General features: G+C 56.3%; 13 protein-coding genes. 7 read left to right on the top strand and 6 right to left on the bottom strand.

Translation table 11 applies throughout. The features are described from left to right. Window positions 1-24: 24 nt before the first annotated feature. Both AC4IC4_RS21605 and AC4IC4_RS21610 read right to left on the bottom strand, forming a co-directional pair. A complete protein-coding gene (locus AC4IC4_RS21605) occupies window positions 25-423 on the bottom strand; it encodes a potassium channel family protein (RefSeq protein ID WP_024908850.1) in 399 nt (132 codons plus the stop codon). A 108-nt stretch (window positions 424-531) separates the two neighbouring features. Beyond that, complete coding sequence (locus AC4IC4_RS21610) at window positions 532-1,725, bottom strand: BaiN/RdsA family NAD(P)/FAD-dependent oxidoreductase (protein ID WP_463727356.1); 1,194 nt, start codon at window positions 1,723-1,725, stop codon at window positions 532-534. A 228-nt stretch (window positions 1,726-1,953) separates the two neighbouring features. Between AC4IC4_RS21610 and pitA the strand changes: the two genes are divergently transcribed. The 3 genes from pitA to AC4IC4_RS21625 all read left to right on the top strand — a co-directional run bounded on the left by pitA (window position 1,954) and on the right by AC4IC4_RS21625 (window position 4,402). Next, a complete protein-coding gene (gene pitA / locus AC4IC4_RS21615; protein ID WP_032648248.1) occupies window positions 1,954-3,453 on the top strand; it encodes an inorganic phosphate transporter PitA in 1,500 nt (499 codons plus the stop codon). A gap of 174 nt (window positions 3,454-3,627) precedes the next feature. Then, window positions 3,628-4,017 carry a polymorphic toxin type 44 domain-containing protein gene (locus AC4IC4_RS21620; RefSeq protein ID WP_248273317.1) on the top strand — a complete coding sequence of 130 codons (390 nt, stop codon included), beginning with the start codon at window positions 3,628-3,630 and terminating at the stop codon, window positions 4,015-4,017. Next, complete coding sequence (locus tag AC4IC4_RS21625) at window positions 3,995-4,402, top strand: hypothetical protein (RefSeq protein WP_491471860.1); 408 nt, start codon at window positions 3,995-3,997, stop codon at window positions 4,400-4,402. The genes AC4IC4_RS21620 and AC4IC4_RS21625 overlap by 23 nt, the downstream gene beginning before the upstream one ends. 43 nt (window positions 4,403-4,445) lie before the next feature. Here AC4IC4_RS21625 and uspB read toward each other — a convergent pair whose 3' ends face one another. Then, window positions 4,446-4,781 (bottom strand): universal stress protein UspB, encoded by a 336-nt coding sequence (uspB, locus tag AC4IC4_RS21630; protein ID WP_003861224.1) that lies wholly within the window; start codon window positions 4,779-4,781, stop codon window positions 4,446-4,448. 283 nt (window positions 4,782-5,064) lie between these two features. Here uspB and uspA point away from each other — a divergent pair, with 283 nt between their 5' ends. Continuing rightward, complete coding sequence (uspA, locus tag AC4IC4_RS21635; protein ID WP_003861223.1) at window positions 5,065-5,502, top strand: universal stress protein UspA; 438 nt, start codon at window positions 5,065-5,067, stop codon at window positions 5,500-5,502. A 108-nt stretch (window positions 5,503-5,610) separates the two neighbouring features. Here uspA and rsmJ read toward each other — a convergent pair whose 3' ends face one another. Both rsmJ and prlC read right to left on the bottom strand, forming a co-directional pair. Next, a complete protein-coding gene (gene rsmJ, locus AC4IC4_RS21640; protein WP_491471861.1) occupies window positions 5,611-6,363 on the bottom strand; it encodes a 16S rRNA (guanine(1516)-N(2))-methyltransferase RsmJ in 753 nt (250 codons plus the stop codon). Window positions 6,364-6,370: 7 nt separating this feature from the next. After that, on the bottom strand, window positions 6,371-8,413 hold the full coding sequence (gene prlC, locus AC4IC4_RS21645) for an oligopeptidase A (RefSeq protein ID WP_491471862.1): 2,043 nt from the start codon (window positions 8,411-8,413) through the stop codon (window positions 6,371-6,373). A gap of 207 nt (window positions 8,414-8,620) precedes the next feature. Between prlC and AC4IC4_RS21650 the strand changes: the two genes are divergently transcribed. After that, window positions 8,621-9,463, top strand: coding sequence for a 23S rRNA (adenine(2030)-N(6))-methyltransferase RlmJ (locus AC4IC4_RS21650; protein ID WP_023333753.1), 843 nt, complete (start codon window positions 8,621-8,623; stop codon window positions 9,461-9,463). Window positions 9,464-9,534: 71 nt separating this feature from the next. Continuing rightward, window positions 9,535-10,887 carry a glutathione-disulfide reductase gene (gorA, locus tag AC4IC4_RS21655; RefSeq protein ID WP_024908845.1) on the top strand — a complete coding sequence of 451 codons (1,353 nt, stop codon included), beginning with the start codon at window positions 9,535-9,537 and terminating at the stop codon, window positions 10,885-10,887. A gap of 11 nt (window positions 10,888-10,898) precedes the next feature. On the opposite strand, the gene AC4IC4_RS21660 is transcribed toward gorA, so the two are convergent. Next, complete coding sequence (locus AC4IC4_RS21660) at window positions 10,899-14,459, bottom strand: response regulator (RefSeq protein ID WP_491471863.1); 3,561 nt, start codon at window positions 14,457-14,459, stop codon at window positions 10,899-10,901. Between the two features lie 269 nt (window positions 14,460-14,728). On the opposite strand from AC4IC4_RS21660, the gene AC4IC4_RS21665 reads away from it, so the two are divergent. Beyond that, window positions 14,729-15,037 carry a Biofilm associated protein A gene (locus AC4IC4_RS21665; protein WP_491471864.1) on the top strand — a complete coding sequence of 103 codons (309 nt, stop codon included), beginning with the start codon at window positions 14,729-14,731 and terminating at the stop codon, window positions 15,035-15,037. The last annotated feature ends 4 nt before the right edge of the window (window positions 15,038-15,041 follow it).

Below are 15,041 nucleotides of genomic sequence, written 5' to 3' on the forward strand. Positions count from 1 at the left end.
AGACGGGGATCGTGCATCTGCCGTTTAAGCGCTCATGCCGCGCAAACGCTGCAGCACCGCCACCAGAACCGCTACAGACCAGCCTACCATCAACGCGCCCACCAGCCCTTCCACCCCGCCGATGAGCCGCCAGTGCTGGGGTAACGTGACGTCGCCGTACCCTACCGTCGCATAGCTCACCAGCGAAAAGTAGAAGCTGGTGTTCCAGTCATTAAACGCGTCGATGACAAAATAAAACGCCGCAAATAGCCCGGCTTCCAGGAGATGGGCGAAAATCATAGAGATCACGATACCGACATTGCGTAAAACAATGCGTACCGCAGAATCGACTTCTAATGTGATGAATTTTAAAACGCCAAACATCCACAGCGAATGAATCACCACGGTTAGGGTAAGCAAAATAATAATACTGAGTAGCTGCATGATGCGTGCTCGACCAAAAGGAATATGGCCCCACTAACGCGGCGGGGCATCTGGTCGAAGCTTAGTTGAACGGAGCAGAAAAGTTGGTGCAATAATTGCGTTGCGTGATTATTTCTCTGCCAGCGCCTGAGCACACGCCCAGGCACTTGCCCATGCCCACTGGAAGTTGTACCCGCCGAGCCAGCCGGTCACATCCATCACTTCGCCAATAAAATAGAGCCCCGGCACGTTGCGCGCTTCCATGGTGCGGGAAGAGAGCTCATTCGTGTCGACCCCGCCCAGCGTCACTTCCGCCGTACGGTAGCCTTCCGTGCCGTTTGGCTGCACGCGCCAGTTTGTCAGGGTCTCTACCAGCATCTCCTGCTCGCGGCTGTTAAGCTGCTTGAGCGACACATCCGGGATCTGCCCCAGCACCTGCAAACACTCCACCAGACGCTTCGGCAGCTGCATTGCCAGCGTGTTTTTCAGGCTTTGATTCGGGTGCGCGGTACGCTGCTCGTTAAGGAACGCGTCGAGATCGCAGTCCGGGAGCAGGTTAACCGTGACGAATTCCCCCGGCTGCCAGTAGCTGGAGATTTGCAGTACCGCCGGGCCGGAGAGGCCGCGATGGGTAAAGAGCAGATTTTCGCGGAACACCGTCCCGTCTTCGGCGGTAATGACGGAGGGAACAGACACGCCAGACAGCGTCTGAAGCTGTTCGAGAAGCGGTTTATGCAGCGTGAACGGCACCAGCCCGGCGCGCGTGGGCAAGACTTTCAGGCCAAACTGTTCGGCAATCTTATAGCCAAACGGGGAAGCGCCCAGACCCGGCATGGACAGGCCGCCGCTGGCGATCACCAGATTATCGGCGCTGACGGTTTCACCGTTGAGCTGTAGCGTATAGCCCTGGTCGTCACGGGCGACTTCCAGCACTTCCGTGCGCAGGCGCATGACGACGCCGCCCTTCTCGCACTCGGCCACCAGCATATCGACAATCTGCTGCGCGGAGTCGTCGCAGAACAGCTGGCCCAGCGTCTTTTCATGCCATGCGATACCGTGCTTACCGACCAGGTCGATAAAATCCCACTGGGTATAACGCGCCAGCGCAGATTTACAAAAATGACGGTTTTGGCTCAAATAGGCCGCGGGTTCAACATACAGGTTAGTAAAGTTGCAGCGCCCGCCGCCGGACATCAGGATCTTACGGCCTGGCTTTTTACCGTTATCCAGCAGCAGCACGCGACGACCCGCCTGTCCGGCCATCGCCGCACAAAACATACCCGCCGCACCGGCGCCAATAACCACGGCATCAAACCTTTCCACGTCAAAACCCTCTTTGTTAACTGCCGCGGATTGTAAAGTTTCCTCTGTGGTCACACCAGCGTAAAAAGATATTACAAAGCCATTTCCTTGAAATTTAAAGAATATCCTTTCAGGCACTTTTCTCAATTCAGGTGGTATGTCAAAAAAAGTCTATATTTCACTTTGCCCGTTGCGCATTTGTCCTGGATAATGCGCCGCGTTCATGTCCTCAAAATGGCGTAACGTCCTATGCTACATTTGTTTGCCGGCCTGGATTTACATACCGGGCTTTTATTATTGCTTGCTCTGGTTTTTGTACTGTTTTACGAAGCGATCAACGGCTTCCACGACACTGCAAACGCAGTAGCGACGGTTATCTACACTCGCGCAATGCGATCGCAGCTTGCGGTTGTTATGGCGGCGGTATTTAACTTTTTTGGTGTCCTCCTGGGCGGACTGAGCGTTGCGTATGCGATTGTGCATATGCTGCCAACAGATCTGCTGCTTAACGTAAGTTCTGGCCATGGCCTCGCTATGGTGTTCTCAATGCTGCTTGCTGCAATTATCTGGAACCTCGGTACCTGGTATTTCGGCCTGCCTGCATCCAGTTCTCACACCCTCATCGGCGCGATTATCGGTATCGGGTTAACCAACGCCCTCATGACCGGTACATCGGTTGTTGATGCGTTAAATATCCCGAAAGTACTGGGGATCTTCGCTTCTCTCATCGTTTCCCCAATCGTGGGTCTGGTGGTGGCGGGCGGGCTGATCTTCATCCTGCGTCGTTACTGGAGCAATACCAAAAAACGCTCCCGTATTCACCTGACGCCAGCAGAGCGTGAAAAGAAAGACGGCAAGAAAAAGCCGCCATTCTGGACGCGTATCGCCCTGATCATTTCCGCTATCGGCGTGGCTTTCTCACACGGCGCGAACGATGGTCAGAAAGGCATTGGTCTGGTGATGCTGGTACTGATTGGCGTCGCACCGGCAGGCTTCGTGGTTAATATGAACGCCTCCGGCTACGAAATCACCCGTACTCGCGATGCGGTCAACAACGTCGAAATCTACTTCCAGCAGCATCCTGACCTGTTGAAGAAGGCGACCGGCGTTGACCAGTTAATCCCGTCACCGGAAGCCGGTGCCGCGACTGCGCCAGGCGAATTCCACTGCCATCCGGCAAACGCGATTAACGCGCTGGAACGTGCCAAAGGCATGCTGGGCAATATCGAAAGTTATGACAAACTGACCGTTGAGCAGCGTGGTCAGCTGCGTCGCATTATGCTGTGCATCTCTGATGTGACGGATAAAGTGGCGAAGCTGCCTGACGTGAATGCTGACGACCAGCGTCTCCTGAAGAAACTGAAAGGCGATATGCTCAACACCATTGAGTACGCGCCAATCTGGATCATCATGGCCGTCGCGCTGGCGCTCGGTATCGGTACGATGATTGGCTGGCGCCGTGTGGCGACCACCATCGGCGAGAAGATCGGTAAGAAAGGCATGACCTATGCGCAGGGTATGTCCGCGCAGATGACGGCGGCGGTGTCTATCGGTCTGGCGAGCTACACCGGTATGCCGGTATCCACCACCCACGTACTCTCTTCGTCCGTGGCAGGTACCATGATTGTTGACGGTGGCGGTCTGCAGCGCAAAACCGTAACCAACATTCTGATGGCCTGGGTGTTCACCCTTCCGGCCTCTATCCTGCTGTCTGGCGGTTTGTACTGGATTTCGCTGAAGCTGATTTAATCGGTTGAAGGCGACAAAAAGCGGGTCAGGAAACTGACCCGCTTTTTTTATGGCTGCAATTTGCCATGAAGTGTTTGATAAAATGAGGATTTTCTGAACATTTTTTGTTCGATTTTAAAACACAGAAAAAACTATCATGGCGGCCAGAAGAAAAATCCAGGCAAAGGAGAATGTATGGCTTCTGTCCCTATTTCAGGACCGGGTTCAATCGTTATAGCGAACAATATGCGCGAGGCACGCCTTAACGGAATGTCACGCAATATGGCTACGCCCTCAACGTATTATTGGTTCTACCAAAAAGTCCGAAATGGTGGCCCCTGGGATTACAAAAAATTCGACCCTTATTTTGCTGCATTTGGTAATTTCAACTTCGGAGCTGCCGGAACTGCAGCAGGCATTCCTGCAAACATCCTTCTTATGGGTGCAGGTTGGGCTCAAGGCCGTGCTGGCACGTCAAAACCTGAATGGGGAAAATGGCACGAAAAGCCACCTTACGGGGACGATCCAACGGACCAACGCAATATCAGAGAAGGAATAGAGTATGCCATTCAAAACGGCTACTAAATGGATTCATCGCCTTGTTACGGTTTCGCTTCTGGCTCTGGTCATTGGATTTGTGTGGCTAAACCACCAGCCTAATCAGCGAAATAACGATGCACTTCAACGCGTTTATAAATTATCTGACAGCGTCTGGCTCTATATGACCGTGAACAATCAGGGTAGCGCCACCGTACCGACAATCTACCGTTACTATCTCTCGGAAAAGATAACAGGGAAAGACATCGACATTATCCATCAGTTGGCAATGAAGCATCCTGTCATTGAAGGTACGGGTACAATCACTGCGGCCAGCATTGATACAAACGGAGACGTTAATATCGCCTATAGCGGGAAGGTTATTTCGATTGAGAGCGATATCTCCGATCTCCGGTTCACGGTTAAGCCCTGAGCCAGAGGAAAGAAGGCGGGGCTGACCCCGCCTGCTGTGATGCTCAGTGCCAAATCATCAATGCAATCATGCTGACCACGACCAGGCCACACAGGGCGCTGGTTAAAATGAACTGACGACGCAGGCGCTCGCAGCGACGGATAAACTCTTCATCGTGATGATCGCGGTAGCGCTGATAGTAGATATATCCCACCAGACGCATCTGTTTGCTGGGCTGCCCATGCGAGGTGAAGAACCCTCCACCGTCCACATACTGATAAAGCAACGGATCGCAACCACGAAGTACCACTAACAGCGCACGTAACGATGAGAAGTAGCGCGCCATATTCACTATGCAAACTACGCATAACGCCCAAAACAATGCGACGGTGCTAATCATACATCCTCCCCGGCGTCCGCCCACGAAGCAAGGCTTCTGAGCTACCGCACCCCAATGCCCTGACAGACAGTTCAGTGAAAGAATGACCAAAAGTCGATCCGGTTCGCGTTTTAATATCCGAACGGCTCATTTAATAGTGTAGGAGATCCGTTAATTTTTTTGCCACAAGGTTAATCGTTATCAACACCAAAGCTTGAAAAATATGTTTAACTGGGCCGTAATGAAAGCATCAGACGACGGCTTTCCCATTTAGTCATCGATAACTTAAGGAAGGAGTAACACTATGGCTTACAAACACATTCTCATCGCGGTAGACCTCTCCCCGGAGAGCAAAGTGCTGGTTGATAAAGCGGTATCCATGGCACGTCCCTACAACGCGAAAGTTTCGCTGATTCACGTTGATGTGAATTACTCCGACCTCTACACCGGTCTCATCGACGTCAATCTGGGCGATATGCAAAAGCGTATCTCCGAAGAGACGCACCACGCCCTGAGCGAACTGTCCACTAACGCAGGCTACCCGATTACCGAAACCCTGAGCGGCAGCGGCGACCTGGGCCAGGTATTGGTTGATGCGATCAAGAAATACGACATGGACCTGGTGGTGTGCGGTCACCATCAGGACTTCTGGAGCAAGCTGATGTCTTCCGCGCGCCAGCTGATTAACACCGTTCACGTGGATATGCTGATTGTTCCACTGCGTGACGAAGAAGACGAGTAAGTGCGTTAAATTCCCCTCACCCTAACCCTCTCCCACTGTACACCCACAGGGAGAGGGGATAGATCGAGGACGTAGGCCGGGTAAGGCGAAGCCGCCACCCGGCTTTTTTTATTCCGGCGTACCTGAGTAGATATCAAACCGGTGCCCTTTGGTGGTCACCGCATTGGTCGTGGCAACGTCCGCCAGCGGCGGCGCATAGTCAGGGCGTTTCACCACCACCCGCTTCGTCGCCAGCTGACGAGCCGGCTCCAGCAGGCCATCCGCATCCAAATCAGGTCCCACCAGCGACTGAAACACCCGCATCTCTTTCTTCACCAGCGCGCTTTTCTGCTTGTGCGGGAACATCGGGTCGAGATAGACCACCTGCGGGCGCGGGGTGATATCGGTCAGCGCCGTCAGGCTCGAGGCATGAATAAGTTGCAAACGCTCCTGCAACCACGGGCCGATTTCCGGATCCGCGTAGCCACGACTCAGACCGTCGTCGAGCAGGGCCGCCACCACCGGATTACGTTCCAGCATCCGCACCCGACAGCCGACAGACGCCAGCACAAAGGCATCGCGTCCCAGCCCCGCCGTGGCATCGACCACGTCCGGGAGGTAGCTTCCTTTGATGCCGACCGCTTTAGCCACCGCTTCGCCGCGACCGCCGCCGAACTTGCGCCGGTGCGCCATCGCCCCGCCGACAAAATCGACAAAAATCCCGCCGAGCTTCGGTTCGTCGCGCTTGCGTAATTCAAGATGTGCTGCGGTCATCACCAGCGCCATCGGGTTTTCATCATCGTGCTCCAGCCCCCAGCGGGCGGCCAGAACAGATAAGGCGCCGTCTCCGGCGCCTGTTTCATCCACTAAGCAGATCTTCACGTAACAATCAGCCTTTGATCCCGTAATGCTCAAGCATCGCATCCAGCTGCGGCTCGCGGCCGCGGAAGCGTTTGAACAGCACCATTGGTTCTTCGGAACCGCCGCGGGTCAGGATGTTGTCGAGGAACGACTGGCCGGTCTCGCGGTTGAAGATCCCCTCTTCTTCGAAGCGAGAGAAGGCATCCGCCGCCAGCACGTCGGCCCACAGGTAGCTGTAGTAACCCGCCGCGTAGCCGCCTGCAAAGATATGGCTGAACGCGTGCGGGAAGCGGCCCCAGGTTGGCCCTGGGATCACGGCGACCTGCTTTTTAATCTCGGCCAGGGTTTCCAGGATTTTCGCGCCCTGCTCCGGGCTGAACTCGGCGTGCAGGCGGAAGTCGAACAGGCCGAACTCCAGCTGACGCAGGATGAACATCGCCGCCTGGTAGTTCTTCGCCGCCAGCATTTTATCCAGCAGCTCCTTCGGCAGCGGTTCGCCGGTCTCATAGTGACCGGAGATAAACGCCAGCGCGTCCGGCTCCCAGCACCAGTTTTCCATAAACTGGCTCGGCAGCTCGACCGCATCCCACGGCACACCGCTGATACCGGCCACACCTGCGGTTTCGATGCGGGTCAGCATATGGTGCAGACCGTGACCGAACTCGTGGAACAGGGTGATCACTTCATCATGAGTAAAGAGCGCAGGTTTGCCGTTCACCGGACGGTTGAAGTTACAGGTCAGGTAGGCGACCGGCTTCTGCAGAGAACCGTCTGCTTTACGCATCTGGCCCACGCAGTCGTCCATCCACGCCCCGCCGCGCTTGTTCTCACGCGCGTAGAGATCGAGATAGAAGCTGCCGCGCAGTTCGTTTTTCTCGTCATACAGCTCGAAGAAGCGCACGTCCGGATGCCAGACGTCGATATCGGTACGCTCTTTGGCGGTGATGCCATAGATGCGTTTTACCACTTCGAACAGGCCGTTAACGGCTTTGTTTTCCGGGAAGTACGGGCGCAGCTGCTCGTCGCTGATGCTGTAGAGATGCTGCTTCTGTTTTTCGCTGTAGTAAGCGATGTCCCACGGCTGCAGCTCGTCCACGCCGAACTCCGCTTTCGCGAAGGCGCGGAGCTGGGCCAGCTCTTTTTCACCCTGCGGACGGGCGCGTTTCGCCAGATCGGTCAGGAAGTCGAGCACCTGCTGCGGATTTTCCGCCATTTTGGTGGCGAGGGATTTATCGGCATAGTTTTCAAAGCCCAGCAGCTGGGCCAGCTCGTGGCGCAGGGCGAGGATTTCCGCCATCACCGGGCTGTTGTCCCATTTACCGGCATTCGGCCCCTGATCGGAGGCGCGGGTGCTGTAGGCGCGGTACATCTCTTCGCGAAGCGCCTGGTTGTCGCAGTAGGTCATCACCGGCAGATAGCTCGGGATATCCAGCGTTAACAGGAAGCCGTCCTGCTCTTTCGCCTCGGCCTGGGCTTTTGCCGCCGCCAGGGCGCTTTCCGGCATGCCGGAAAGCATAGCTTCGTCGGTAATCAGCTTCGTCCAGCCCATGGTGGCGTCGAGCACGTTGTTGCTGTACTGGTTGCCCAGCTCGGACAGGCGCGCGGCAATTTCACCGTAGCGGGTCTGCTTCTCTTTTGGCAGGCCAATCCCGGACAGCTCAAAATCACGCAGGGCGTTATCGACCGATTTTTTCTGCGCCGTGTTCAGTTCGGCATAATGGTCGCCGTCGCGCAGGTCGCGGTAGGCTTTGTAGAGCCCTTCGTGCTGGCCGACCCAGGTGCTGTACTCAGAGAGCAGCGGCAGGGTCTGTTCGTAGGCTTCGCGCAGTTCCGGGCTGTTTTTTACCGAGTTCAGGTGGCTCACCGGGGAGAAGATACGCCCCAGCACGTCGTCCACTTCGGCCAGCGGCTGACACAGATTTTCCCAGGTGTACGGCGCGCCCTGCGCTACCACGTTTTCTACCGCCGCGCGGCAGTTGTCCAGCGATTGCGTAACGGCTGGAACCACATGCTCAGGGAGGATTTTAGAAAACGGCGGCAACGAAAAAGGCGTCAGTAATGGATTGGTCATAAACGCTGTCCTGTTGAATAAGATGAATGAAGCGCGCATCCGGCGCTGTGCATATGCGATCTAGAATGGGGTTAAGTGTAGAGGATTTCAATGCCAGACGTGGCGGAAAAGAGCCCGGTGGTGCTGAGCTTACCGGGCCTACGGGTAATCTGCGCCGTTCTGCTGTAAACTGTGGCAAATCGTCAATTCAGCGGAATATCATTACCCATGCTCAGTTATCGCCACAGCTTCCACGCTGGCAACCACGCCGACGTCCTTAAACACACCGTTCAGAGCCTGATCATCGAATCGCTCAAAGAGAAAGAGAAGCCGTTTCTCTATCTGGACACCCACGCGGGCGCGGGTCGTTATCAGCTGAGCGGCGAGCATGCCGAGCGTACCGGTGAATATCTGGAAGGGATTGCCCGCATCTGGCAGCAGGACGACCTGCCTGCCGAGCTGGAGCCGTACATCGGCGTGGTGAATCACTTCAACCGCAACGGCCAGCTGCGCTACTACCCGGGGTCACCGCTGATTGCCCGCCAGCTGCTGCGCGAGCAGGACAGCCTCCAGCTGACCGAGCTGCATCCGAGCGACTTCCCGCTGCTGCGTTCTGAATTCCAGAAAGACAGCCGCGCCCGCGTGGAAAAATCCGACGGCTACCAGCAGCTGAAAGCCAAGCTGCCGCCGGTTTCCCGTCGCGGCCTGGTGCTGATCGACCCGCCGTACGAAATCAAAACCGACTATCAGGCGGTGGTGACCGGTATCCACGAAGGCTACAAACGCTTCGCTACCGGGACATACGCCCTGTGGTACCCGGTGGTGCTGCGCGCGCAAATCAAACGCATGATCAAGGATCTGGAAGCGACCGGCATCCGCAAAATCCTGCAGATTGAGCTGGCGGTACGTCCGGACAGCGATCAGCGCGGTATGACCGCCTCGGGCATGATCGTCATTAACCCGCCGTGGAAGCTCGAAGCGCAGATGAACAACGTGCTGCCGTGGCTGCACAAAACGCTGGTGCCAGCGGGTACAGGCCACGCCACCGTCAGTTGGATCGTGCCGGAGTAATCGCAGCCATCGGTGGAAACTATTGATTTCAGGTATACAATCGCGGCAATTCACGATTAAGGACAAAAGCTATGACTAAGCATTATGACTACATCGCAATCGGCGGCGGCAGCGGCGGCATCGCCTCCATCAACCGCGCGGCCATGTACGGCCAGAAGTGCGCGCTGATTGAAGCCAAAGCGCTGGGCGGCACCTGCGTGAACGTGGGTTGTGTACCGAAGAAAGTGATGTGGCATGCGGCGCAGATCCGTGAAGCTATCCATATGTATGGCCCGGACTACGGCTTTGACACCACCATTAATAACTTTGACTGGGACAAGCTGATTGCCAGCCGTACCGCCTACATTGACCGTATTCACACCTCCTACGACAACGTGCTGGGCAAAAATAACGTCGACGTTATCCACGGCTTCGCCCGCTTTGTGGACGCGAAAACGATCGAAGTGAACGGTGAGACGATCACCGCCGATCACATCCTGATCGCCACCGGCGGTCGTCCGAGCCACCCGAATATCCCGGGCGTGGAATACGGCATCGACTCCGACGGTTTCTTCGAGCTGCCTGCCCTGCCTAAGCGCGTTGCCGTGGTGGGCGCGGGATACATCGCGGTGGAACTGGCTGGCGTGATTAACGGCCTGGGCGCAGAGGCGCACCTGTTCGTGCGTAAACACGCGCCGCTGCGCAGCTTCGATCCGCTGATCGTTGATACGCTGGTTGAAGTAATGAACACCGAAGGTCCAACCCTGCATACCAACGCCGTGCCAAAAGCGGTCGTGAAAAATGCAGACGGCAGCCTGACCCTGGAGCTGGAAGATGGCCGCAGCCAGACCGTCGATTGCCTGATCTGGGCGATTGGCCGTGAACCGGCTAACGATAACTTCAACCTGGGCGTGACGGGCGTGAAAACCGACGAAAAAGGCTATATCGTCGTCGATAAATTCCAGAACACCAGCGTACCGGGCATTTATGCGGTCGGCGATAATACCGGTGCGGTTGAGCTGACCCCAGTGGCCGTTGCGGCGGGTCGTCGTCTTTCCGAGCGCCTGTTTAACAACAAGCCGGACGAGCATCTGGACTATAGCAACATCCCGACCGTGGTCTTTAGCCACCCGCCAATCGGCACCGTCGGCTTAACCGAGCCGCAGGCGCGCGAGCAGTATGGCGACGACCAGGTGAAAGTATATAAATCGGCGTTTACCGCGATGTATACCGCCGTCACCTCTCACCGTCAGCCGTGCCGCATGAAGCTGGTCTGCGTCGGTCCGGACGAGAAGATTGTCGGTATTCACGGCATCGGCTTCGGCATGGATGAGATCCTGCAGGGCTTCGCCGTGGCGCTGAAGATGGGCGCAACGAAGAAAGACTTCGACAACACGGTGGCAATCCACCCGACTGCGGCGGAAGAGTTTGTGACCATGCGTTAATGACCAAAAGGTCAAAGCGCATGGCAGTTCTCTGACGACAACTGCTGATTAAATCGGTTTATCTCTTCCAGCACGCGGTTGACGAGGTGTTCAATCTCCTCCCAGCCGCGTTCTGCATGACAGGCTGCTTCCAGCTGTTCGCAGGCTTGCTGCAGAGATGCCATATTCATCATCCGCGCGCCGCCGTTAATACGGTGCGCCATGCGGCCTACTTTATCGCGGTTTTTCTGCTCCAGCCACTGCATCAACTTGCGGGCATCCTGGGTATTCACTTCGATCATTTCGGCCTGCAATAGCTGGGTGGCATTATGCACCCACTCAGCTTTCGCGCCGCTGTCTGCGAAATAGCGCTCCAGCAGCGTCTGGAGCTTCTCCGCCGTCAGCGGTTTTTCAAGGTACTCATTCATACCGGCTTCAATGCAGCGTGCCGCCGATTCCTCACCGCTCATCGCGGTCAGGCCGAAAACCGGTATGGGCGACTGTCCGGTGAGCTGTTCGGTATGGCGGATTTGCCGGGCCAGCTCATAGCCGTCCATCTCCGGCATCGTGCAATCGGTAATGATCGCATCGTAGCATTCAGGGTTCCGCTGCCACATCGACAATGCCTCCGCTCCCTGCGTGGCTAACGACACCTGATGCCCCCAGGACTCCAGCCGCTGTTGCAGCGCACGTCGTGCAGGTGGATAGTCATCCACGCCCAGAATATGCAGGCTGCGTGCGGGTTCCGCTGCCGCAGGAAGCATGACTTTACTGACGGAAGGCATCGCAGTGAAGTGAAGGCTCACCACGCAGCCTTCTTGCGGCTCACTGTCGATACGCACGTCCGCGCCCGCCGCGCGCGCCATAAACAGGCAGGCCGGTAGACTGAAGCCGGTATCGGTCCATTCAGATTTCAGCGACACGTGCTGAGACCGTCGGGTAATCTCCTCCACCCTGCATTCGTCAATGCCCTCCCCTCTGTCACACACTTCAATCACCAGAGGGATCGCCGTTGCATTCTCATCTCTGGTACCTTCATACACTTCCACATCAATTTCCCGGCCGCGGGAATGCTTGATGGCGTTACGCAGCAAGCTGGAGAGAATGCGAATAATCAGCAGCGGATCGGTCGTAAACCGCTCGGTAGACAGCTCGATCAGGACGTTCAGCGTGATGCCTTTCGCTTCCGCCTGCTGCCGGTACAGCGCCACCGTACTGTGGATCAGTTGTGGCAAATGCGTGCTGCGCATCGTTCCGTTCAGCTGCGGGTTATCTGCACGGAAGACGTCAAACATGTCGCCGATCAGCGAAAGCAGGTTGAGGGAGGATTCCCAAATCAGATTCAGGTTTTCATTATGCTCATGACGCGCATCGAGCGCCTGGAGTTCCATCTCCAGCAGGCCGGTGATCACGCTCAGCGGGGTGCGTACCTCATGCCCCATGGTCTGCATAAACGCGTTCTTGCTGCCGATTGCCTGCTCCAGATTACTTTTCGTTTCTGAAAGCTGAGCAATCAGCTGCTCTTTTTCGGTGACATCCAGCCAGCCACCGATTAGGCCGCCAATTTCGCCCTGACTATCGTGCCAGGGCACAATCCATCCCTGCAGATAACGCCGCTGGCCATTCAGCCTAAAGCACTCAGACCAGTTTTGCGGTTGCCCATCCTGCAGTGCCTGCTGGTATTTCGCCTCCAGGTTCGCCAGCACCTCCGGCTCGGCAATGTCGATCGCCGTCACCGGCTGCCCCTGAAACGCATCGCCCGGCTGTCCGATAGCATCCGCCCAGGCCTGGTTGTAACGCAGCAGATGGCCGTTGCGATCGCGCACGTAAAGCGCTACGGGCGAGGCGTCAATCAGCGCCTGGGTAAAACGTAACTGCTCGGCAAGCTGCTGCTGCCAGACGTTACCGCGACGCAGCGCGGCTCGCAGATACTGTATCCACAGCCAACATCCTGTCACGACCAGCAGAAGCAGCACGCCCCAGACCAGTGAATTGAGGAACGAACTGTGGACCCAGGTTTCGCTATTATCAATAGCCGCTTGTCGCCAGTCCCCCGCCAGCTGCATCAGTGCCTGCGGCTGCATATCCGCCAGCGCTTTATTGAGGATATTAATCGGCTGGCTGGTTTCGGTTTGCGCGGCAATGACCACGTCGACAGGCGCTACCGGCACCGTCACGGCCAGATAAAAACGGGTGGGGTGATGACGCGTAACCAGGTAGTTGGCAATAAACTGCGGCGCAATCACCCCGCGTACCTCGCCTTTTTTCAGGCGCGCGAGCGCATCGTCCATGTGCGTTAACGGCACCAGCTTAATGGTGGGATACCAGGTTTCCAGCCAGGCGCGCAGCGGGTCATCGGCCATAATTGCCAGCTTTTCCCCCTTCAAACGGGAAAAATCATCCGGTCGCTTGATATCCTGGTCCATGACAACCACGGCGGGAGTCGTAAGTAACGGCGGGGTCATCGCCACGGCCGCAGCGGGCTTTGGCGACACCTCCCCCTGCAGCCTCAGCTCCAGCGCGTCCGGGTTGTCGCGCTTCAGGGCGTTAAGTTCAGCGTCGCTATCCGCGGTGAGAAGCGAAAAATGAATATCGTACTGCTCGCTAAACTGGTTGAGCAGGTCAATCACCAGACCTGCAGGCGCGCCCTCTTCCAGAAACGACAGCGGACGCTGGCGGCTGTCCAGGATCACCTGAATCTGGCTATGCTCACGCAGCCAGTTCTCTTCTTCCTGATCCAGCGCCAGCGGATTGGAGGTGATGACGAAGCTCCGGTTAAGCCCCCAACTGGTGGTGATGCGTAAACGGCTGGCCAACGGGATATGTTTGAACACCGTGTCGATGGCTTCCGCCAGCTGCGGCTGCTGGCTGTCGACACCAAAGCTCATATTCAGATTGGGCAGCGCCGGGCTGTAATGCCAGCGCAATCCCTGGGCCTGATGATACTGGGTGAGATACTCCGCACTGGCTCGGTTAATCCACAGCGCGTCTATCTGCTTAAACGCCAGCGCGCTGACCGCCGAAGGATACCAGAACTGTAAACGTAGCGTGCTGCCGGGATAGTGTTGACGCAGCGCCGGGCTGGCGTGGGTATCTGACATCAGACCGATGGTCTTTAGGCTCTCTTCGGGCGTGTTATCGGCCCGATCGCGCTGGGTCATTAAGACTGCCTTATCCAGCAGCCAGGGCGGCGTGGTCACCAGATCGGGGTTGGGCCACAGCTCCGGGTTCCACATCGCCACCATCTGAATTTCATGGCGGCGCAGCGCCTGGAAAGCATCACGGCTCTGGCTGTAATAGTGAAGTTTGACGTTAACCTTAAGGCTGTCTTCCAGCAGAGCCAGATAATCGGCAGCGATACCGCTGAAGAGTCCGTGATCCATGCCTTCACTCAGCGGAGGATGCGGCTGTCCCCAGACCCCAACGTGAAGCGTCTGATTGTTATTCAGCCATTGTTGCACCTCACCACTCAACTGGACGTGCGGTGCATTAACCTGCACGCGGCGTTGCAGCGTCAGTTCCTGGGCCTGTATCTGCCCGACACTGCACAGCAGTAAAAACAGGCTAATTAACCGGACAGAGATAAAACGCATCGTTTGAATCGTTCCCTGAAAAATGAGAGCTGAAAATAGGCAGACTGGCGTAGCCTTCATTTTAGCAACCGCGCGTCGTTCTGCATTGTCTGGATACCCGCCATAATGTGCGGGAATTTTAGCCATTGGCGATTCAGCCCTAACTAAGGTCGGTCTTGTTTTTGAAAAATATCGACAGCCGTTTTTTATAAGACAGGCCTTATTGTCCCCTTTTGCCCGGACAGGTAAAAACGCAGCAAATTAGCTATGCATAAACAGGTTCCACAATAATGAATAACCCTTTAACGCCCCACGATGAAAAGTCTTCCCTGGTCGAGATTACCCTCGGCGATATTTTCATTGCGGGTGAAGAGCCTCTTTTTATCGACGACGGCAGTCAGCAGTTACTGATAAAAGGTGCGCCCGGCCAGCAGGTCAATCTTTCCGATCTGCTGCCTGCGGAGTCGGAGCCCGGAGAGTGGATGAAGGCGAGAGGCTCCGTCACCGTAGACGGGGTGCAATACGAGGTGTATCACCATTCCGGGATCGAGACGGAGCTGCTGGTACAGACAGGCATAGAGGTTGCCCCTCAGACGTAAACCA

This window comes from Enterobacter sp. Taxon_2 (genome assembly GCF_058355295.1).